At 64.5% G+C, this 19,508-nt stretch carries 16 protein-coding genes; 12 read left to right on the forward strand and 4 right to left on the reverse strand.

The annotated features are described in order from the left end of the window. Positions 1-14: 14 nt before the first annotated feature. The 4 genes from mtrB (at position 15) to ACQI5H_RS17685 (ending at position 5,626) form a co-directional block, all read left to right on the forward strand. The gene (gene mtrB / locus ACQI5H_RS17670; protein ID WP_427080618.1) at positions 15-1,679 is read left to right on the forward strand and encodes an MtrAB system histidine kinase MtrB; all 1,665 of its coding nucleotides are present in this window, start codon (positions 15-17) and stop codon (positions 1,677-1,679) included. After that, positions 1,679-3,436: an MtrAB system accessory lipoprotein LpqB gene (gene lpqB, locus ACQI5H_RS17675; RefSeq protein WP_427080619.1), complete on the forward strand. Its 1,758-nt coding sequence runs from the start codon at positions 1,679-1,681 to the stop codon at positions 3,434-3,436. The genes mtrB and lpqB overlap by 1 nt, the downstream gene beginning before the upstream one ends. A gap of 144 nt (positions 3,437-3,580) precedes the next feature. Continuing rightward, positions 3,581-4,615, forward strand: coding sequence for an AraC family transcriptional regulator (locus ACQI5H_RS17680; RefSeq protein WP_427080620.1), 1,035 nt, complete (start codon positions 3,581-3,583; stop codon positions 4,613-4,615). A gap of 27 nt (positions 4,616-4,642) precedes the next feature. Beyond that, positions 4,643-5,626: an AraC family transcriptional regulator gene (locus ACQI5H_RS17685; RefSeq protein ID WP_427080621.1), complete on the forward strand. Its 984-nt coding sequence runs from the start codon at positions 4,643-4,645 to the stop codon at positions 5,624-5,626. A 10-nt stretch (positions 5,627-5,636) separates the two neighbouring features. On the opposite strand, the gene ACQI5H_RS17690 is transcribed toward ACQI5H_RS17685, so the two are convergent. The 3 genes from ACQI5H_RS17690 to ACQI5H_RS17700 form a co-directional block, all read right to left on the reverse strand. Continuing rightward, complete coding sequence (locus tag ACQI5H_RS17690) at positions 5,637-5,966, reverse strand: PaaI family thioesterase (RefSeq protein ID WP_427080622.1); 330 nt, start codon at positions 5,964-5,966, stop codon at positions 5,637-5,639. Between the two features lie 145 nt (positions 5,967-6,111). Next, positions 6,112-7,215 carry an LLM class flavin-dependent oxidoreductase gene (locus tag ACQI5H_RS17695; protein WP_427080623.1) on the reverse strand — a complete coding sequence of 368 codons (1,104 nt, stop codon included), beginning with the start codon at positions 7,213-7,215 and terminating at the stop codon, positions 6,112-6,114. Positions 7,216-7,249: 34 nt separating this feature from the next. Next, a complete protein-coding gene (locus ACQI5H_RS17700; protein WP_427080624.1) occupies positions 7,250-8,434 on the reverse strand; it encodes an AraC family transcriptional regulator in 1,185 nt (394 codons plus the stop codon). Positions 8,435-8,567: 133 nt separating this feature from the next. On the opposite strand from ACQI5H_RS17700, the gene ACQI5H_RS17705 reads away from it, so the two are divergent. Continuing rightward, complete coding sequence (locus ACQI5H_RS17705; protein WP_427080625.1) at positions 8,568-9,323, forward strand: methyltransferase domain-containing protein; 756 nt, start codon at positions 8,568-8,570, stop codon at positions 9,321-9,323. Positions 9,324-10,260: 937 nt separating this feature from the next. Here the strand turns inward: ACQI5H_RS17705 and ACQI5H_RS17710 are convergent. After that, positions 10,261-10,971, reverse strand: coding sequence for an alpha/beta fold hydrolase (locus ACQI5H_RS17710; protein ID WP_427080626.1), 711 nt, complete (start codon positions 10,969-10,971; stop codon positions 10,261-10,263). Between the two features lie 638 nt (positions 10,972-11,609). Between ACQI5H_RS17710 and ACQI5H_RS17715 the strand changes: the two genes are divergently transcribed. The 7 genes from ACQI5H_RS17715 to ACQI5H_RS17745 all read left to right on the forward strand — a co-directional run bounded on the left by ACQI5H_RS17715 (position 11,610) and on the right by ACQI5H_RS17745 (position 19,467). Next, positions 11,610-12,536 (forward strand): Crp/Fnr family transcriptional regulator, encoded by a 927-nt coding sequence (locus ACQI5H_RS17715; protein ID WP_427080627.1) that lies wholly within the window; start codon positions 11,610-11,612, stop codon positions 12,534-12,536. Then, positions 12,529-13,551, forward strand: a complete 1,023-nt coding sequence (locus tag ACQI5H_RS17720) for a nitronate monooxygenase (protein ID WP_427080628.1) — start codon at positions 12,529-12,531, stop codon at positions 13,549-13,551. Before ACQI5H_RS17715 ends, ACQI5H_RS17720 begins: the two co-directional genes overlap by 8 nt. Before the next feature lie 25 nt (positions 13,552-13,576). Continuing rightward, positions 13,577-14,296: an SDR family NAD(P)-dependent oxidoreductase gene (locus ACQI5H_RS17725; RefSeq protein ID WP_427080629.1), complete on the forward strand. Its 720-nt coding sequence runs from the start codon at positions 13,577-13,579 to the stop codon at positions 14,294-14,296. 89 nt (positions 14,297-14,385) lie between these two features. Next, positions 14,386-15,996, forward strand: coding sequence for a GMC family oxidoreductase (locus tag ACQI5H_RS17730; protein ID WP_427080664.1), 1,611 nt, complete (start codon positions 14,386-14,388; stop codon positions 15,994-15,996). Continuing rightward, on the forward strand, positions 15,996-17,393 hold the full coding sequence (locus tag ACQI5H_RS17735; RefSeq protein WP_427080630.1) for an FAD-dependent oxidoreductase: 1,398 nt from the start codon (positions 15,996-15,998) through the stop codon (positions 17,391-17,393). The genes ACQI5H_RS17730 and ACQI5H_RS17735 overlap by 1 nt, the downstream gene beginning before the upstream one ends. 60 nt (positions 17,394-17,453) lie before the next feature. Continuing rightward, positions 17,454-18,659, forward strand: a complete 1,206-nt coding sequence (locus ACQI5H_RS17740; protein ID WP_427080631.1) for a cytochrome P450 — start codon at positions 17,454-17,456, stop codon at positions 18,657-18,659. 127 nt (positions 18,660-18,786) lie between these two features. Further along, complete coding sequence (locus tag ACQI5H_RS17745) at positions 18,787-19,467, forward strand: hemerythrin domain-containing protein (RefSeq protein ID WP_427080632.1); 681 nt, start codon at positions 18,787-18,789, stop codon at positions 19,465-19,467. Positions 19,468-19,508 lie beyond the last annotated feature (41 nt).

The following is a 19,508-nucleotide window of genomic DNA, read 5'->3' on the forward strand; positions in this document are numbered from 1 at the left end:
GAGGAGCGGCGCACATGATTCGTGCCTCGCGGCGATCTCGGGGTCGCTGGGGGCGCTCTGGCCTGATGGCCCGCGGCATGAGCGTCGTGAGCCGTGTCGTGGGAACTGCCTGGCGTCGGTCGCTGCAATTGCGAGTCGTGGCGCTGACGCTGGGCTTGTCGTTGGCAGTCATCCTGGCGCTCGGCTTCGTGCTGACCAGTCAGGTCACCAATCGGGTGCTCGACGTCAAGGTCAAGGCCGCCCTCGAGCAGATCGAGCGGGCGCGCAGCACCGTCGGTGGGATCGTCAACGGCGAGGAGACGCGCTCGCTGGACAGCAGCCTTCAGCTGGCCCGCAACACGTTGACGTCCAAGACCGACCCGGCGTCGGGCGCCGGCCTCGCGGGTGCGTTCGACGCGGCGCTGCTGGTTCCCGGTGACGGCCCGCGCGCCGCGAGTTCGGCGGGACCCGTCGACCAGGTGCCCAACACGCTGCGCGGCTTCGTCAAGGCCGGGCAGGCCGCCTATCAATACGCCACGGTGCACACCGACGGCTTCTCCGGGCCGGCCCTGATCATCGGCACGCCGGCGTCGGCACAGGTGGCCAACCTCGAGCTGTACCTGATCTTCCCGCTCAAGAACGAGCAGGCCACCATCCAGCTGGTGCGCGGCACGATGATCACCGGCGGAGCCGTGCTGCTGGTGCTGCTCGCCGGGATCGCGCTGCTGGTATCTCGTCAGGTGGTGGTGCCGGTGCGGTCGGCGTCGCGGATCGCCGAACGGTTCGCCGAAGGCCATCTGTCCGAACGGATGCCGGTGCGCGGCGAGGACGACATGGCCCGGCTGGCGGTGTCGTTCAACGACATGGCGGAGAGCCTGTCGCGCCAGATCACCCAGCTCGAGGAGTTCGGCAACCTGCAGCGGCGGTTCACCTCCGACGTCAGCCACGAGCTGCGCACCCCGCTGACCACGGTGCGGATGGCCGCCGACCTGATCTACGACCACAGCGCCGACCTCGACCCGACGCTGGCGCGGTCCACCGAGTTGATGGTCAACGAGCTGGACCGCTTCGAGACGCTGCTCAACGACCTGCTGGAGATCTCCCGCCACGACGCGGGCGTCGCCGAGCTGTCCGTCGAGGCCGTCGACCTGCGCACCACGGTGCGAAGCGCGCTGGGCAACGTTGGGCACCTGGCCGAAGAGGCCGGCATCGAGCTGCTCGTCGAGATGCCCGACGAGGAGGTGATCGCCGAGGTCGATCCGCGCCGGGTGGAACGGATCCTGCGCAACCTGATCGCCAACGCCATCGACCACGCCGAGCACAAGCCCGTCCACATCCGGATGGGCGCCGACGAGGACACCGTCGCCGTCACCGTCCGCGACCACGGGGTGGGGTTGCGGCCGGGCGAGGAGAAGCTGGTGTTCAGCCGGTTCTGGCGCTCGGACCCGTCGCGGGTGCGGCGCTCCGGCGGGACCGGGCTGGGCCTGGCGATCAGCGTCGAGGACGCGCGCCTGCACCAGGGCCGACTGGAGGCGTGGGGCGAGCCCGGTGAGGGCGCCTGCTTCCGGCTGACGCTGCCCCTGGTGCGCGGCCACAAGGTCACCACCAGCCCGCTGCCCATGAAACCCATTCCGCAACCGCCCGCTGCCGAACGCAAGGAGCGCCAGCGCACGCGCGAGCATGCCGAGAGGAGCGGGTGATGCGCCGGTTCCTGGGTCTGCTGTTGCTGGCGGTGTTGCTCGCGGGCTGCGCCGGGGTGCCCAGTTCGTCGGCCCCGCAGGCTATCGGCACCGTCGAGCGACCCGCGCCGTCGAACCTGCCCAAGCCGACCCCGGGCATGGACCCCGACGTGCTGCTGCGCGAATTCCTCAAGGCCACAGCCGATCCCGCGAACCGGCATCTGGCCGCGCGGCAGTTCCTCACCCAGTCGGCGTCCAATGCGTGGGACGACGCGGGTAGCGCACTGCTGATCGACCATGTGGTGTTCGTGGAAACCCGTGGCGCTGAACGGGTTTCGGCAAACATGCGGGCCGACATCCTGGGTTCGCTGTCCGACATGGGGGTGTTCGAAACCGCGGAGGGCACGCTGCCGGACCCGGGCCCGATCGAGTTGGTCAAGACGTCGGGCGGCTGGCGCATCGATCGGCTGCCCAACGGAGTCTTCTTGGACTGGCAGCAATTTCAGGCGACCTACAAACGCAACACGCTGTACTTCGCCGATCCGACGGGCAAGACCGTGGTGCCCGATCCGCGCTACGTCGCGGTATCCGATCACGATCAGCTGGCCACCGAACTCGTGTCGAAGCTGCTGGCGGGTCCGCGGCCGGAGATGGCCCACACGGTCCGCAACCTGCTCGCGCCGCCGTTGCGGCTGCGCGGCCCGGTCACCCGGGCCGACGGCGGCAAGAACGGGATCGGCCGCGGGTACGGGGGAGCGCGTATCGATCTGGAAAAGCTGTCGACGACCGATCCGCACAGCCGGCAATTGCTTGCCGCGCAGATCATTTGGACCCTGGCCCGCGCGGATATCAGGGGGCCGTATGTGATCAACGCCGACGGCGCGCCGCTGGACGACCGGTTCGCCGAGGGCTGGACCACCTCCGACGTCGCGGCCACCGATCCCGGAGTGGCCGACGGCGCGGGCGCGGGTTTGCACGCGCTGGTCAACGGTTCACTGGTCGGGTTGGACGGCCAGCACACCACGACGGTGCCCGGGGCCTTCGGTCGCATGGGCGACCAGTCGTCCGCCGCGCTGTCACGCAGCGGGCGCGAGGTGGCGTCGGTGGTGACCCTGCGGCGAGGCGCTCCCGACGTGGCGGAGTCGCTGTGGATCGGCGAGCTGGGCGGTGAGGCGGTGCAATCCGCCGACGGGCACAGCATTTCGCGGCCCAGCTGGTCGCTGGACGACGCGGTCTGGGTGGTGGTCGACACCAACAACGTGCTGCGGTCTTTTCAGGAGCCGGCATCGGGACAGCCCGCGCGCATCCCGGTGGATTCGGCGGCGGTCGCCACCCGCTTCCCGGGGCCGATCACCGAGCTGCAGCTGTCCCGCGACGGCACCCGCGCAGCGATGGTGATCGCCGGCCAGGTGATCATCGCCAGCGTCGAGCAGACCCAGGCCGGGCAGTTCGCCCTGACATACCCGCGGCGGCTCGGTTTCGGGCTCGGCACGTCGGTGGTGTCGCTGTCCTGGCGAACCGGCGATGACATCGTGGTGACCCGCACGGACGCCACACATCCGGTGTCCTACGTCAACATCGACGGGGTGAACTCCGACGCGCCCTCGCGTGGTTTGCAGATTCCCTTGACGGCGATCGCGGCCAATCCGTCGACGGTGTACGTCGCGGCTCCGCAAGGGGTGCTGCAATATTCGGCGTCCTCCGCCGAAGGCGAGCAGAGCTGGTCGGAGGTATCCGGATTGGGGGCGCCCGGAGCGGCGCCGATATTGCCGGGCTGACTCTCCCTGGCCAGATTGCGCACCGTTCTGGCCGGGCAGCGCGAATTTCCCTTCGTGGCATAGCACCCCGAAGTCTGCCCAGCTAGCTTCGTTAACACGCGGACGGGACCGCGCGTCTGTGGAAGGCGGGGAAAGGCTGACCGAGTGAGTGACCAACGGACAGCGGATGTTTCGGAGACACACATATGGACGCCGGCGAAGCACTTCGACGACTTTGCCCTGGTGTGCTGCGGTAGGCCCCACCTGAACCTGTTGACCGATCCCGACGAGTTTTCGCTGATACTGCGCGTGGCCCGGGTGGGTCCGCTCACTATCTCTGAAGTCGTCGTCGGTTCCGATCTGTCGATGGATGCCGGGGAAGAATGTGGTGCCTACCGGGTCGTAATGCAGCGGACCGGCCGCATCGAGGCTCTGCATAGGGGAGTTGCTCTCACGGGTGGGCCGGGCGCTGCGTCTGTGTACGCACCGCAGGGACACACCGCGGGGCTCTGGACCGCTGGAACCCGGGTAATTTCTGTGAAGATCGCGCGCTCCGCCGTTGACGATGCGCTCAGCGATGCGCTCGGCCGCCACGTGACGACTCAACCCGATTTCGCACCGTTAATGCGCACCGATGCGGCGCCGACCCGAAGCTGGATCAATATGGTGCTGTCGTTCAAGGACCTGGTTTTCCGGCCCGACAGCGTGCTGCGCCAACCGATCGTCGGATTGCCGTTTGTCGACGGTCTGGTGCACGGGTTCTTGCTGGCCACCGAGCATCCCCACCTGGATGCCCTGGCCGGACGCGAACGGCTGGGAGCCCCGAGCGCCATCCGTACCGCGGTCGAAATTATCGAAGAGGAGGCCCATTTGCCGCTGACATTGTCGTCGATCGCCGGCCGTAGTCACATCAGCGTTCGTACGCTCCAGCAAGGTTTCCGGCGCTACCTGGACACGTCGCCGATGGCATATCTACGCGAGGTCCGGCTGCGCCGGGCGCACGAAACGTTGCTGGCGGCTGACCCATCGATGGTTACGGTAGCTTCGGTTGCTTACCGTTGGGGTTTCAGCAACCTCGGCAGGTTTGCTGCTGCCCATGCTGCGCGCTACCGTGAGACACCGACACAGACTTTGCGGCGCAGGGCGTTCCGGCGCAGGCCAACGGAGCTACCGATTTGCCCTGGGATCCGTCGGCTGTGACGGGCGGATCGAGTGGGAGATGCCGCGATGACAGTAGAAGACAGCGCATGGGTTTCGGTGCGGTCATTGGACGACTTCGCCGAGCTGCGTACGAGCCAGGCGGATTCAACGCCCCACTGGTGGCCAGACATCGGGCCACTCGGCGAGACCGGGTCGTTCTCTTTCACGCACCGGATGCGCCGCATCGGACCGATCACAGTGCTAGACATCGACTTTCAAGACGACGTGTGGGTGAATGGCGGTGAGATGCGTCCCCACTATCACGTCACCCTGCCGGTCGCGCCTTGCTCGGCAGCGATGCGTGACAATTTCTCCATCGCCGCGGAGCCCGGCTCGGTCGCGGTCTACCGGCCCGAGGGCCAAGCGGGCGTGGACCGTTACGTCGGCCGACTGCTGGCCGTGATGATCGATCGCCATTCCGTGGAAGACGCCCTGGCGGATGCGCTCGGTCGGTCCATCACTTCCCAAATCGACTTTGGACCCCTCATGCCGACCGCGACCGCGGTCGTCCGCAGCTGGATTACCATGGTGTCGCAGTTCACCGAGCAGCTGTTCCGGCCTCGCAGTGTCCTGCATCAGCCCATGGTCGGCATGCCATTCGCCGAGAGCGTGGTCCGCGGTTTCTTGCTGGCCGCAGACCACTCCTACCGCGCGACCTTGGAGGGCGAGGCAGCCGCGCCACCGCCGGGCGCCATCCGGATGGCAATCGAGGTCATCGAGGCCGAAGCGGACCAGCCGTTGACGGTCTCGGCGCTGGCCCAGCGCAGCTACGTCAGCGTTCGATCACTTCAGCATGGATTCCAGCGTCACGTCGGCGTCACGCCGATGGCGTATTTGCGTGAAGTCCGGCTACGCCGTGCACACGAGGCCCTGCTCGTATCCGACCCATCGACCGTCACCGTAGCTTCCGTTGCCTACCGCTGGGGCTTCACCAACCTCGGCAGGTTCGCCGCTGCCCACACTGCTCGCTACCGCGAGCCACCGGTGGAGACGCTGCGCCGCAATGCTTGATGAGCCGACCTCAGACGTACCGCGCGATATCCCTCAACTGCGCGACGATGGACGCGGAGGCGACCGACCTTCCTTGCTCGCCAGCCAGGTCTGCCCCGAGCACCGCTGAGGTGCTGGTCACCGACAGTACCCGAGCGGTGACAACGAACAAGCCTCCCTTCCCTGCGCGCAGGTAGTTCACCGTCATCGTCAGGGTTGGGAACCCGTGGCCCGTCACCAGGGTGCCGCAGTGCGCCGCGGTTTGGTCCAGCATCTCGGCGATGGATCCGCCGCTGAGAGCCATAAATGCTGTGAAGCGTTCGGGCCCGGGACGAAACGAGACCACCAGTGACTGATCCACGCGTGACCCTGTCTCAAATCGGGCGTTCAGCGCCGAAAGTTGGGGCGGCAGTGAGCTATTCATTGCCACGATCCACTCCGGTTCGGAAAGCGCGGCTCCAGATTCGCCGAAAAGACGCAGATAGGCATCGCGGGTCGACGTGAGGCTATTGTGCAACGACGGTCCTCTCCTGATGACCCATACCCCCACTGTGGTCACGCCGCGCGCACGGGGGCGGTTCATCGCGTGCTTGAGCCGGCCTCCATCCCAGCTTCGGCCCCAGCTTCTCGGCCATGTCGGTGATTATCTGCACGTGATCGTCTTCGTTGAATCCATGCGGCAACGCAAAGGCCACCTCATCGATCCGCTGAAATCCGAGATGGGCGTACAGGGCATTGGCAATTTCCTCGGAGGTGCCGACGTAGTCGGGAGAGGCGATCATCCCGCGTGGCCCCTGAGGTTGCATGGTGCGGTCGATGCGGCTTTGGGCGTAAGCCCGGTACTGGTCGACCTGTTCGGGCGACGCGGAGTCGGTCGGGATCACCACCAATCCCTGTGAAATCCGGGCAGTTTCGGGGCTGGGATGGTGTGCGCGGAACGCCTCGATGTGCTCCGCCTGGATCGTAGCGAAGTCAAGCGATCGGCTTCCTTCGGGGCTGACCAGGTTGGCGGTGAGGTAGTTGAGGCCCTGGATTCCGGCCCACACCGCCGACTGCAACCCGCCGCCGTACCAGACCCTGCCGGCCAGGCCGGGTGAGTGGGGCTGGACTTCCCGGAAGAACTCGTCGTGGCCCAAGGCCCCCTCGAAATCGCTGACTGGATCGCCGCGCAGGCACGCTATTAGGCGTGCCACCCGTGCCTTCGAAAAGTTCTCCACCTCATGGGTTTCGGGGTACAGCGCGGTCTTGAACTTGTCGTAGAGAAAGGGGGTGCCGACCGACACGCCGGGGTGCAGCCGGCCACCTGACAGGACGTCAACGGTCGCCAGATCTTCGGCGAGCCGCAGTGGGTTCTCCAGGCCGAGCGGGATCACCGCGGTACCCAGTTCGATTCGGCGGGTGCGCTGGCTGGCGGCGGCCAGGAGCGCGACCGGTGAGGAGATGCCCGGTTGCAGATGCCGTTGGCGTACCCACACGCTGTCGAAGCCGAGCGTCTCCGCACCCTCGATCATCCGCAGTGTCTGCTCATGGCCGGGCCCCGGATCGGCGTGGTCGAATCGGCCGATGGTGAGGAAACCCATTCTGCGCAAGGCCATCCCGCGCTCAGGCATGGCTTCGAAGGTATTGCGGCGACTGCGGCCCCGACTAGCCGAAGCGCGCAGCGCTCCGGCCAGATTGCGCCTGGCGCGGAATTTTCCTGCGGTTCAAGGTCACCGAAGGAACCTCGCCGTACCGGTCCGCGTGTGTCGCAGCGAACCGGCCGAGATTGTTGAAGCCCCAGCGGTACGCAACGGAGGCCACCGTGATATCCAATGGATCGGACTCGATCAGCGTCTGGTGTGCTCGACGCAGGCGGACTTCGCGCAGATATGCCATCGGCGACATACCCAAATGGCTGCGGAAGCCTTCCTGGAGGGAACGGACACTGACGTGGCTACGTGCCGCAAGGGAGGAGACCGTCGTCGGCAAGTCCGCCTCGGCTTCGATGATGTCCATCGCGGCGCGGATTGTGCGAGGCGGAGCCTGACCGGTGCCTGTCGCTACGGCTTCGCGGTGCGGGTGATCGATGGCCAGTAAGAGCCCGCGGACAACGCTGTCGACGAACGGCATCGCGACCAGCGGTTGATTGAGGAGGCTGTCGGGCCGGCAAAACTGGTCCGTGAATAGCATCAGCAAATTGACCCAGCTCCCAGTCGGCAACACATCGATTGGGGTGATGGGCGTGAAGTCGACTTGCGACTTCACCTGCCTGCCGAGCGCATCGTTGAGAGCATTGTCGACGGCGCCACGGTCGATCGTCACGCCCAGCATCCGGCTGCCGGCTGCCCAACGCGCCGCACTGTAGCCCTCCGGCTGGTACACGGCGACGGTGCCCGCGCCGGCACGCATCGACGAGCCTCTGTGGATCGACTCGAGACGCCCCGATCGCACCACATTCACGCGGTATCCGCTGCAGTGCTCGCCGGAATCCACTAACACGTCGGAGCCGGCTACGAATTCGCTGAAGGCGATCGGGCCCATTCGACCCGTGCGCTGGGTGAGCGAAAACGAGTGTGGGTCACTCCGCAGTTTTAGGTGGGTCTCTTTGCAGCACAGAACGGCGAAGTCGTCAAGCGATTTCGTCGTCGTCCATACACGGGTATCCGAAGCGCTAGCTGGTTGCCGGTCCGTCACTCGGTCAGCCGTTCCCACCTTCCGCGGCACCCAGTGGGCCAAGCCACGATCCCTGATGCCGATGTCGAGGGTACCCCGCCGCGGGCCGATCACCCAGCCGGGGTTCGTTAACTGCGCATTGTGTCCAGAGCGTTGCGTGCGGTGGCTAGGCGGCATGGGCTCGGTTCTTTAGCGTTTGCTAAGTGATTACCCGATTCAGGAGATTCCGGCCATGAACGTCAATCAAACATCCGTAGGTGACAGCGGCTACGTCCTGGGTCATGTCGACGCCGAGATTCAGCGTCTGCTGTTGCAGGGCCGGCTGCACAACGACTTCACAGAGCACGCACTGCGTCTGGCAGGTCTGCGCCCCGGAATGCGGGTGTTGGATGTTGGCTGCGGGCCGGGTGATGTGTCGATTATCGCCGCGCGGCTGGTGGGGCCGAAGGGCGCGGTGCTCGGCATTGATGCGGCCGCCGATGTCATCGAGCTCGCGCGAACCCGCGCCGCGGACCAAGGCCTGGAAACCGTCAGCTTCGAGGCAGCCGCGATCGCCGACATCCGTTTGGAGGAGCCTGTCGATGCCGTGATCGGGCGGTTGATCCTGATGCACCTGCCTGACCCTGTCGCAGCGTTGCGCCACCTCGCGGCCATGGTGCGTCCCGGTGGGCTCATCGTGTTTTGCGAATCCGACATAAACGGCGTGTACGGCGTCGCCGACATGCCGCTGTGGCGTGCGATGACAGAGACTGTCGCCGAGGCTTTCCGGGGCGCCGGCCTTGACCCGGGCTTCGGCGCCAAAATGCACACGGTGTTTCGGCGGGCCGGTCTGGGCGCACCGCGGTTGACGCTCGGCGCGCCGCTTGGCGGGGCCGACGACACCGACATTGTGGCCTATGTCGTAGAGACATGGCGCTCGATGTTTCCGGTCGCCGAACGCCATGGGCTGGTCCCCGATGAACTGGCCGATCTGGAGACCCTTCCGCTGCGTTTGCGGGACGAACTGGCCTCAGCGGACGCCGTCGTCGTAATGCCCTCGCTGATCTGTGCCTGGGCCCAGGTATAGCCCCCAACGGATTCCATGCCCAATCTGGCCGGACGCGCCGCGTTGAGCGGCTAGTTATTTTCGTGTGGCCTACATAGCGTCAACGGTGTGGCCCTCGGGTCGGCAAGCAACGGCTCTAGCCGTAACCGACGCCGTGGACATGAAACGTCTTGGCCCGCAACTGCTGCTGCCGAATTCGGTGGAAGAACTGATGGCTCGTAGATGCGATGCTCCCCACGCCGACAATGTGGGGCGGTCGTCGATCACGCGCGCATGGCCGTGCCCGCCTGTATCCGCCCCTTCGATGCCACACCGCCGTGCGTGCATCGGGTTGCGATGGCCCGAAAGGTACTGCGCTTCTTGTGGATCGCCGCCGTGCCGAACGAACCACCGTGCACGCTGCGATCGTGACGGCCGCTTCCCGTGTACGCAAGGCACAGTGCGGCGGAGAGTTCGTCGGCACTCACAGTCCGATGAACGTCAGGGACCTTGTCGGTGAAGGGGATAGCGGTTGCTTATGGATTTGCTCTGCATGCACCGGGATGGCGACAGCGGATGACACCGCGTTTTGGTGTCAAGCGCGTGAGGTCGGCAACCGGCTCGAGTCCTGAGATCGCCTGTCGGAGTGATGCTCGGCTCGGCGGCCATTGAGCAATACTTACCGCTGAGCGCCGACTGCGATGCCGCGGAGGACTTCCTTCGCAGTGTGCTGCCCTTTCGAACTGACAGTCACCAACCTTGGCGTGCGAAACTTCGTCCGCTGTCGGACACTCCGGCCCCGGGCCATCTGGGGCCCGATCATCGTGACCGAGGCCGACCCGAATGTGACACCGGAGTCGTCACCTACGACGGCCAGCTATGCATGGTCACCTGCGGCTATGCACCCACGGACGGCTTCCTCGAAGATGTTCGTGAGGTGCTCACGGACGCGCCGAGATCCCCTAGTGAGGCATTGAGGTCAGATCGTGGTGTTGGCTGCTTCCACGACTAGGTCGGCCAGGGCGGAGGGCATAGACAGCAGCGGCACGTGGCCTGACGGCAAGTGGCGAACGTGGGTGGCTCGCGCCGCCAGGAACTGCAGGGCCGCAGGTGTCGCTGCCTTATCCCGATCAGTCACGATGTGCGTAGACGGAATCTCGTGCCAGGCAGCGGCGGTCAGTCTCTGGCTGGTCACACACAGGCTAGTGGGCTTCAGCCGGGCGATCGCCCGCTCCGCCGCCTCCTGCGGCACGTCGTCGAGGAAGACCGTTCGTGGATTGTGTGCGGTCAGAATGTCACCCTCGACGTTCCACCACTCGGGTGGCTCGCCGACTACGCCCAATACCGACTCTCCGATGTCGAACTGAAAGGCGCTGACATAGACCAGATGTCGGACGTTGGGTAGATCGGCAGCAGCCTGAGTCACCACAGCCCCGCCATAGGAGTGGGCGACGACGACCACTGGGGAGCCAATTTCTTTGAGGCGTTGACGGACCATCTCGGCGTCCTCGAACAGGCCCAGTCGTGGCCTTCCTCGGTCAGCCGTGCTGGGCAGGTCGACGGCCTCTGTCTTCCAGCCCCGAGCCGCCAGGTCCAGCCGCAACTCATCCCAGATCCATGCGCCAAAAAAAGCGCCATGAACCAGCAATAGCACCGGCCGCGAATTGCCTGCGTCGGGACCCGCGTTCATAGTAAGTGTTCCTCCCGGGCCTCAAGCCGCTGCGCCTGAATGTGTTGCTCCTCGGTCAGCCGCGAGGCGATGACACAGCCTGCGCTGCCGCCCCCACCACGACAAGGTCGTACATCTGCGCGTCCACACCAGACGCTAGGCACACGAAAGGCGGCACCATATCCATCAAACGAATCGCTGCGGCCAGATTGCGCATGCCGATTGGGCCTGGTTCCCGGCTTCAAGACCACAACAACTTCGACATCTCTACCGCCACGCCCCGAACGCTAGACGCGCCAATCGGTCCGCCCTATCCATGCAGCGCATCGATCGGGGCCAAATCACGTACTCCCACGACGAGTCGGCGCCGCAAGCCGCAACTGTGATATCACACGCCGCTGTCCGGTCAAGCTCGCAAAAGCATGTGCTGTCAATAGGATTGGGAATCCGCCCGTAATGCCGATCCGTCGTCACCCGATTCGGGTCCACCGAAAACCAGCCGGCTTGGACCTCCGGTCCTATGAGTTGGCCGGCTTCTGCGGGGCCCACAGACTGTTATTCGGGCTGCTCACGCGGTTGGGATCGCGCATGCGCAGTATGGCCAAAACGCCGCGTACTGCGGCTAGTCGCCGTTGCCGTGGCCACATAGCGTTTGCGGTGTGCTTAGCCCGGCGGTCGCCCTCCTGGCGCCTGAGTTAGTGGCCATGACGTTATTGTCGTGGGACGCAACCAGTTCTATTCGGCCGACACTTGAGAAACGGCAAACAAGAAGAGCGTCGCAAGCGACGGCCTTACCGCCATCCAACGGTGCAGCAATTAAACAACTAAGGCAGCTACGCCTTTCGTGCGGCGAGCCACGGCACGAAGCACCGCAGAGCGGCGATATTTACAAGGCGCTGGTGGCATCGGGGATCTTCAGCAGGACTAGTCCCGATGCGGTGTCCGCCTTGTCTAAGCGGCTCGCGCGCGTGCGGTTCGCGCCCGGATGCGTCGTGGATGCTCAGCGCGATGCGGGTGGTCGTCTTTACGTGATCATTTCCGGCAAAGTCAAGGTCTCGTACCGGCTTCCCGACGGAAGTGAAATTATCCTGACGATCCTGGGACCGTCAGAAATATTCGGTGTCATAAGGCTTTTCGATCCAACCGCGCAAGAAACCAGCGTAACCACCCTCACGGATGTGCTAGCGGCGCCTATTGAACACGATCAGCTCCGGATGTGGATGGTCGACCACCCGGAGATCAGCGATCAGCTCATGCGCCTTTTCGCACGATGGGCGAACGCTACGACGAACTCTTTGGCCGACTTCGCGTTCGTCGACGCTCAGGCGCGCATCGCCAACCGACTCCTGTTTTTGAGGAAGCGGTTTGGCCGGCGGGAAGGGGACGTTGTGAGGGTGGTGCATGACCTGACATTGAAGGACTTCTCTCGTCTCGTCGGTGTTGCTCCGAAGACGATCCTCGCAACCCTAAGCGATTTCGAGAATCGCGGCTGGATCCGCCTGGAGCACAACAGTGTCGTCGTCGTCGATGGGCAAGCGCTGGCGTCAGTGAGTCGAACGAGTTTTTCGGAGGTATCTAATGCTTGACCGATTTGCCCTGGCGGATTTGAGTGTTCGAGTGCTGGGGGCGCCTATGGCCGGCGGTCCGTCGACGCCTGGGTTAGCGGCTGCAGTGACCAATGGCGGCGGTCTTGGCTTTCTCGCGGGTGGCATGTCGTCGGCCGAAGACCTAGCCGATGCCATCATCGCGGCTCGGAGGCTCACGTCGGGTCCACTCGGAGTCAATCTCTTTGTGCCCCAGCAAGAACTGGACAATGCTGAGCAGCTCGCTGCGTTCGCTGCAGCATTGGCGGAGGACGCCGAACACTATGGTGTAGCGCTTGGTGAGCCATGCCATGACGACAACGAATGGGCCGCGAAGCTCGAAGTAGTATGCGATCTGCGGCCCGAGGTGGTGTCGTTTACGTTCGGTTCACCGCGCGAAGACGAGTGTCGGCGATTGACCGGTGTCGGCATCTTGAACCTCGCGACAATAACGACAGTCCGCGAGGCGATGATCGCGCTCGGCCGCGGCGTGGATGGGTTGGTGGCACAGGGCCCCGGCGCGGGTGGGCACCGGGCGACCTTTGATGCGCTCGCCACGCCGCCTGACGATCCGCTCGACGAGTTGGTTGCCGCGCTGGTGGCCTGCTTCGGCTGTCCTGTCGTGGCGGCCGGGGGTCTGGGCACATCTCGTGATGTCACCCGCATGCGTTATGCCGGTGCTACGGCCGTGCAGTGCGGCACGGCGTTCTTGCTTGCGGACGAAGCCGGCACCAATCCGGTGCATCGGGCAGCGTTGTGCGATCGCAGGTTCGCCGAAACGGTGTTGACCCGCGCGTTCACCGGACGCTACGCGCGCACCTTGCGCAACCGATTCGTCGACCGACACGTCGCCGACGCGGTGTTCGGATTCCCAGAGATAGCGGCGATGACGGCGCCCATCCAAGCGGCCGCGGTGAAGTTGGGCGACCCGCACGGTGTCGCGTTGTTGGCAGGCACCGCTTTCCATCACGCAAAGGCGGGTCCGGCCGCCGACATCGTTCGCGAGCTGGCCGGCTAGTCAATCGAAGGAAAGGCGGCAGACAATGCAATTCAGCGGCGAAAAAGTTGCGATCATCACCGGCGCATCGCGGGGAATCGGCGCCGGCTTGGTCGAGGCATATCGCAAGCACGGCTACCGGGTGATCGCCAATTCGCGCAGCATCACCGAGTCATCTCACCCCGAAGTCCTCACGGTCGCAGGCGATATCGCTGACCCAGCCACCGCGGAGCAACTCGTGATCGCGGCGGTGTCACGGTTCGGCCACATCGACACGCTGGTCAACAACGCCGGCGTCTTTATTTCCAAGCCCTTCACTAAGTACAACGTCGACGACTACACGCGGGTGACATCTGTGAACATGCTCGGCTTCCTTAACGTCACGCAACGCGTCATCGACATAATGCTTGCGCTGGGCAACGGCGGCCACGTGGTCAACATCACCACCACCCTGACCGAGCACCCGCTGGCCGCGGTTCCGTCGGCGCTGACCGCCCTCACCAAAGGCGGTCTGGCCGCCGTCACCAAATCATTGGCCATCGAGTACGCCGATCGCGGAATCCGGGTCAACGCAATATCTCCCGGTGTCATCGATACGCCAATTCATGGCGGAACCGACGCAGCCGCGGCCTACGCCGGAATGCATCCCCAAAATCGCATCGGCGCTGTTACCGACGTCGTGCATGGTGCGCTCTATCTGGAAACTGCCCCCTTCGTCACCGGCGAGATCCTCCACGTCGACGGCGGGCAGAGCGCGGGCCACTAGGCCGGGCCGAGGTGAATCTGATGTCGACTAACTCGTGCACTGGTGTGGATCACGATTTGGACGGACGGGTTCGCTCCAACCAGGAGCGTCTGTTGGCTGACTTGAAGCCGACGTACGACTTCATCGTCTGCGGCGCGGGATCGTCCGGCAGTGTCGTTGCCCGGCGGTTGGCCGAGGACCCTGCAGCGAGCGTGTTGTTGCTGGAGGCAGGGGGAAGGGACGACATGCCGTGTGTCACCGAATCGAAGCTGTGGCATATGAATCTGGGCAGCGCGACGGATTGGGCGTTTCGGGCCGAACCGAATCCATATCTGAACGGCAGGACGCTCACGCTATCGATGGGCAAAGTTCTCGGCGGCGGCTCGAGCATCAACTTGATGGCATGGGCGAGGGGTCACAGGACGGACTGGGACTTCTTCGCTGCCGAGTCGGGAAACAACGCGTGGAGCTACGAGTCCTTGCTGGACGTCTACCGCCGCATCGAGGACTGGCAAGGCGCTCCCGACCACGAATACCGGGGCAGCGGCGGGCCGGTCTTCGTGGAGCCGAAATGGAATCCGCATCCCGCTGGGCCCGCGGTGTTGGAAGCCGCTTGGTGCCTGGGCGTCGATCGCTTCGACAACCCGAACGGAAAGATGATGGAAGGCAAGGGCGGTGCGGCGATAGTGGACCTGCGAACGCGGTGCGGCAAGCGCCAATCGGTCTTCCGGTCTTACACATATCCATACATGGACCGGCCCAACCTGACCGTATTGACCGCCGCCTTCGTGCGGCGAGTAGTCATCGAGCGCGGCCGCGCTGTCGGGGTCGAGGTCCGCTACCGCGACCGTGTCCGGGAATTCCGCGTTGGGGCCGAGGTTGTGCTGTCTTTGGGCGCGGTCCATACCCCAAAGGCCCTGATGCTCTCCGGAGTTGGCGACCACGACCTGCTGCGGCGCTTGGGAATTCGGGTCGTCGAGGACTTACCTGGTGTGGGTCGCAACTTGCACGACCATCTCGGGTTCCCATGCATCTGGGAAGGCCCGGATGATGAGCCGCTTCACAATTCCGGCGATACGATGCTCTTCTGGCCAGAAGGGGACGGCAGCGATGAACCCGATTTCTTCGCTTGCCAGGGGGCGATCCTGATCGCGAGCCCGGAAAGCATCGCCCGGTTCGGGCTGCCCTCCACCGGTTGGATGCTGCTCGGTGCGCTCACACACCCCAAGAGTCGTGGTGTGGTTGAACTGACGAGCGCGGATCCCGACAAGCCCGTCAGGGTGGTTCATAACGGCCTGTCACATCCCGATGACTTGAGGCTGGCCGCGAAATGCGTTGAGGACATGCGGAAAGTCGGCAATTCCTCGTTGCTGCGTCCCTTCGTCAAGCGCGAAGTCATGCCCGGCAACCTGGCGGGCGAAGAACTGGTCACCTACCTGCGTGAGGCCGCACTCACCTATTGGCACCTGGTCGGCACGGCGAAGATGGGACGCGACCGGTTCGCCGTCGTCGACGGCGCCCTGAAGGTCCATGGCGTCGAAAACCTGCGTGTCGCAGATGGATCGATCATGCCGAGAATCACCAGCGGAAACACGATGGCGCCCTGCGTGGTCATCGGCGAGCGCGCGGGCCATGAGATCAAATCGGAACACAGAATGTCGGGCCTCGACGTGATGGCGCCCGACCTCGCCGAATCCGTGAGTGATTGGGAAAAGTCGTGATGCCGATACTTGGTGGTCGTGCCGTGGTCATCGGAGCCAGCGTCAGCGGTTTGCTTGCCGCCAGGGTGCTGGCCGACCACTACGAGTCCGTCGTCGTAGTGGATCGAGACGTACTTCCGGCGGGCCCACTGGCCCGGCGCGGGGTTCCCCAAGCTGCGCACGCTCATGTCTTGCTGGCGCGCTGTCCGTCGATTCTGGGTGAGTTGTTTCCAGGGTTTCTTGATGAGCTTGTCGCCCACGGCGTCCCGGTGTGGGCTGACGGAGATCTTTCCAGGATCGACTTATCGTTTGGCGGCCATCGGCTGGTGCGCACCGGTCGTCTGCGTTGCCCCGAGGCGTACGTGCAGTACTACCCGAGCCGGCCGTTGTTGGAATATCGGCTTCGAGAGTGGGTCCAGAGTATTCCGCATGTCACCGTCCTCGACCGACGCGACGTCGTCGACTTGGTAGCGACCGCCGACCACGCGCGGGTTATGGGAGTGCGTGTGGCGGGACGAGATCGAGGCGAGACAACGCTGATCGCGGGGCTCGTCGTTGACGCGACGGGCCGCGGCTCGAGAATGCCGGTTTTTCTGGAGAAGCTCGGTTACGGACGTCCGCCGGAGAACGAGCTGGTAGTGCGGATGGCTTACGCCAGCCAGATGTTGAAGATCCCAAGCGGGATGCTCGGCACTAGGTTGGTTGGGCGCCCCCCCGAGCCGGGCCGGCCGGAAGGCTTTGTTCTGGTGGGCAACGAGAACAACGATTGGGTGCTTACCCTCAGCGCGATAGCGGGCAACGAACTACCAACCGAGTACGCGGAAATACTAGAATTTCTCCGACAACTCGCGCCGGATGACGTGCTTGCGGCGGTCCGAGCGGCCCGACCGGTGGGGCAGGTGAGCCGCTACCGGGTGCCGTCGAATCGCTGGCGACGATACGACAAGATGCGGCGACTCCCCCACGGATTGGTCGTGGTCGGTGATGCGATGTGCAGCTTCAACCCCATCTACGGTCAGGGCATGACGATGGCCGCACTCGACGCGGTGGTGCTGCGCGATTGTCTGCGGGACGGAGATCGTCATCTGCCGCACCGGTTCTATCACGACTCGGCCAAAAACATTGCCGTGGCTTGGCGAACTGCCGTCGGCGCGGATCTTGCCCTGCCGGAAGTACCGGGACCACGGCCAACCTCGATGCGAATCACCAATGCCTTTCTGGAGCGTGTGCTCATCGCGGCACAGACGGATGCCGTTGTGGCGGAGCGATTTCTACGTGTCGTGGGAATGATTGACTCGCCGGTCCGGCTGCTGCGGCCCGCGACGATGCTTCGGATCGTCAAAGCCGGTGGTCACCGCCACGACCATCGGCGACCGATCGTAACGCAATCTGTCCAGTCGTCCGCGCGCAGCGGCTAGCCGGATTGGTTTGGGCTGCATAGCGTTACCAGCGATGAGCGCCAACCGCAGCGATACGCCATGACACAGACGCTTGACGTCGACTTGACCGACGGCCGCTTCTATTCTGGGGGAGGCGCACGCGACGCATATCGCTGGATGCGCGCGAACCGGCCGGTTTTTCGCGACCGAAACGGGTTGGCCGCGGCGGCGACCTACCGGGCCGTCATCGATGCCGAACGCAGCCCGCGGCTATTTTCCAACACCGGTGGAATCCGGCCCGAATACCCGGGCAAGCCCTACATGGTCGAAATGGACGATCCCGAACATCTGTTGCGGCGCAAGCTCGTCAGCGCGGCGTTCACCGGCGCGCGGGTACTGCGCAAGGCGTCGTCCATCGGCAGGCTGTGCGACGAGTTGATCGATGCGGTGTGTGAGTCGGGGGAGTGTGACTTCGTCCGCGACATCGCCGCTCCGCTGCCGATGGCGGTGATCGGCGACATGCTTGGTGTGTTGCCCGAGGACCGCGCGATGCTGCTGAAATGGTCCGACGAGCTCGTCGGTGGGCCAAGTTCGCCGGCCAACGCGTCATCGATGCAAGCAGTGATGGATGCGTTCGCCGAATACAGGGCGTTCACGATGGACATGATCACAAAACGCCGGAGGACGCCGACGGATGACTTGTTCAGTGTCCTAGTAAATGCGGAAATCGATGGACGCCGGTTGTCGGATGACGAAATCGCCTATGAGTCACTGCTGATCCTGATCGGCGGCGACGAGACCACCCGGCACACTCTCTCCGGCGGCATCGAACAGCTGCTGCGGGATCGCGATCAATGGAAAGCGCTGCGCGACGACTCCAGTCTGCTGCCGCCCGCGGTCGAGGAGATGCTTCGGTGGACCTCGCCGGTAAAGAACATGTGCCGCACACTTACCGACGACACCGTGTTCCACGGCACCGCGCTGCACGCCGGCGAAAAGATCATGCTGCTGTTCGAGTCGGCTAACTTCGACGAAACGATCTTTGACGATCCGGATAGTTTCCGCATCGACCGCAACCCTAACAAGCACCTGGCATTCGGCTTTGGTACGCACTTTTGCCTGGGGAACCAGCTAGCGCGATTGGAACTTTCGCTGATGCTCACGCGGCTGCTGCAGCGACTGCCCGATTTGCGGTTGGCTGGCGATGCCGAGTTGCCCTTGCGTCCAGCAAATTTCGTCAGCGGGCCAGAATCGATGCCAGTAGTGTTCACACCCTCGAAACCATCTGTACCGCAATGTTGTTAGAGATCTCGGTACCCAGATGCGTCGTGCGGCTCTCGGCTATGAGGCCGCTTTCCCCGACTGACAGGAGAATCGTGTGTACAGTCCTGCTGTTGACCCGAAGGTGTTCGAGGGCTGGGGTGAATAGAGGATGCCGACCGACGCATTCGAAATGGCCTTGGTTCACAGCATTTTCCGCGACGAGCTCAACTTTGCCCCAGAACTGATCCGGAGCGTGCGACCGGAGCAGCACCGGCGCCGAAAGCGCGTAGCGAAGCACGTCGCAAACGTACTGGCGGCGTTGCATCACCACCACATGGCGGAGGACGAGCTGTTGTGGCCGAAGCTGCGCGAACGGATACCCATCCATGCTGAGGTCATTCAGCGGATGGAAACCGAACACGAGTTCATCGCGAAGACGGCGGTCGTTGTCGAGGGGCGCTTGGCCGAGTGGATCGCCGCGACGGGCTGCACAACCACGCAGCGCGCGAACCAGTCGCGGGCGGCGGAGATGTTGGCTTCCGAGATCAAGGCGCTCGCGGAGGTAGTCGGCGATCACCTCACCGCCGAGGAGGAGCGCGTCCTTCCGCTCATCAACAAACACATCACCGACGGTGAATGGCGGGCAGTCACCGAACGGGGCGCCGCCTTCCTCAGCGGCCGCAATATCTGGTTCGGCACCGCATTCGCCGGCATGGTCTTCGAGGCTTGCACAGCCGACCAGCGCCGGCGTTTCTTGGCCGGCATGCCGCCACCGCAAAGGATGCTGGTGAAGCTGTTAGCGCGACGGGCCGGGGCCAGTTACCGCGCGCGGCTGGAACCCGCGGGTTGACGGATCTCGTCCAGTGTCACCCCCGGCGGCCACACTGGCGA

Origin of the sequence: Mycobacterium heidelbergense, from assembly GCF_050205645.1 — a bacterium.
GTDB lineage: Bacteria > Actinomycetota > Actinomycetes > Mycobacteriales > Mycobacteriaceae > Mycobacterium > Mycobacterium heidelbergense_A.

Excerpts from the sequence above, each read along its gene's own strand:
- ACQI5H_RS17695 (WP_427080623.1), bottom strand. The coding sequence starts at position 7,215 with ATGCCTGAGCGCGGGATGGCCTTGCGCAGAATGGGTTTCCTCACCATC.
- ACQI5H_RS17685 (WP_427080621.1), top strand. The coding sequence starts at position 4,643 with ATGACAGTAGAAGACAGCGCATGGGTTTCGGTGCGGTCATTGGACGAC.
- ACQI5H_RS17745 (WP_427080632.1), top strand. The coding sequence starts at position 18,787 with ATGCCGACCGACGCATTCGAAATGGCCTTGGTTCACAGCATTTTCCGC.
- ACQI5H_RS17725 (WP_427080629.1), top strand. The coding sequence starts at position 13,577 with ATGCAATTCAGCGGCGAAAAAGTTGCGATCATCACCGGCGCATCGCGG.
- ACQI5H_RS17710 (WP_427080626.1), bottom strand. The coding sequence starts at position 10,971 with ATGAACGCGGGTCCCGACGCAGGCAATTCGCGGCCGGTGCTATTGCTG.
- ACQI5H_RS17740 (WP_427080631.1), top strand. The coding sequence starts at position 17,454 with ATGACACAGACGCTTGACGTCGACTTGACCGACGGCCGCTTCTATTCT.
- ACQI5H_RS17735 (WP_427080630.1), top strand. The coding sequence starts at position 15,996 with ATGCCGATACTTGGTGGTCGTGCCGTGGTCATCGGAGCCAGCGTCAGC.
- ACQI5H_RS17720 (WP_427080628.1), top strand. The coding sequence starts at position 12,529 with ATGCTTGACCGATTTGCCCTGGCGGATTTGAGTGTTCGAGTGCTGGGG.
- ACQI5H_RS17700 (WP_427080624.1), bottom strand. The coding sequence starts at position 8,434 with ATGCCGCCTAGCCACCGCACGCAACGCTCTGGACACAATGCGCAGTTA.
- lpqB (WP_427080619.1), top strand. The coding sequence starts at position 1,679 with ATGCGCCGGTTCCTGGGTCTGCTGTTGCTGGCGGTGTTGCTCGCGGGC.
- mtrB (WP_427080618.1), top strand. The coding sequence starts at position 15 with ATGATTCGTGCCTCGCGGCGATCTCGGGGTCGCTGGGGGCGCTCTGGC.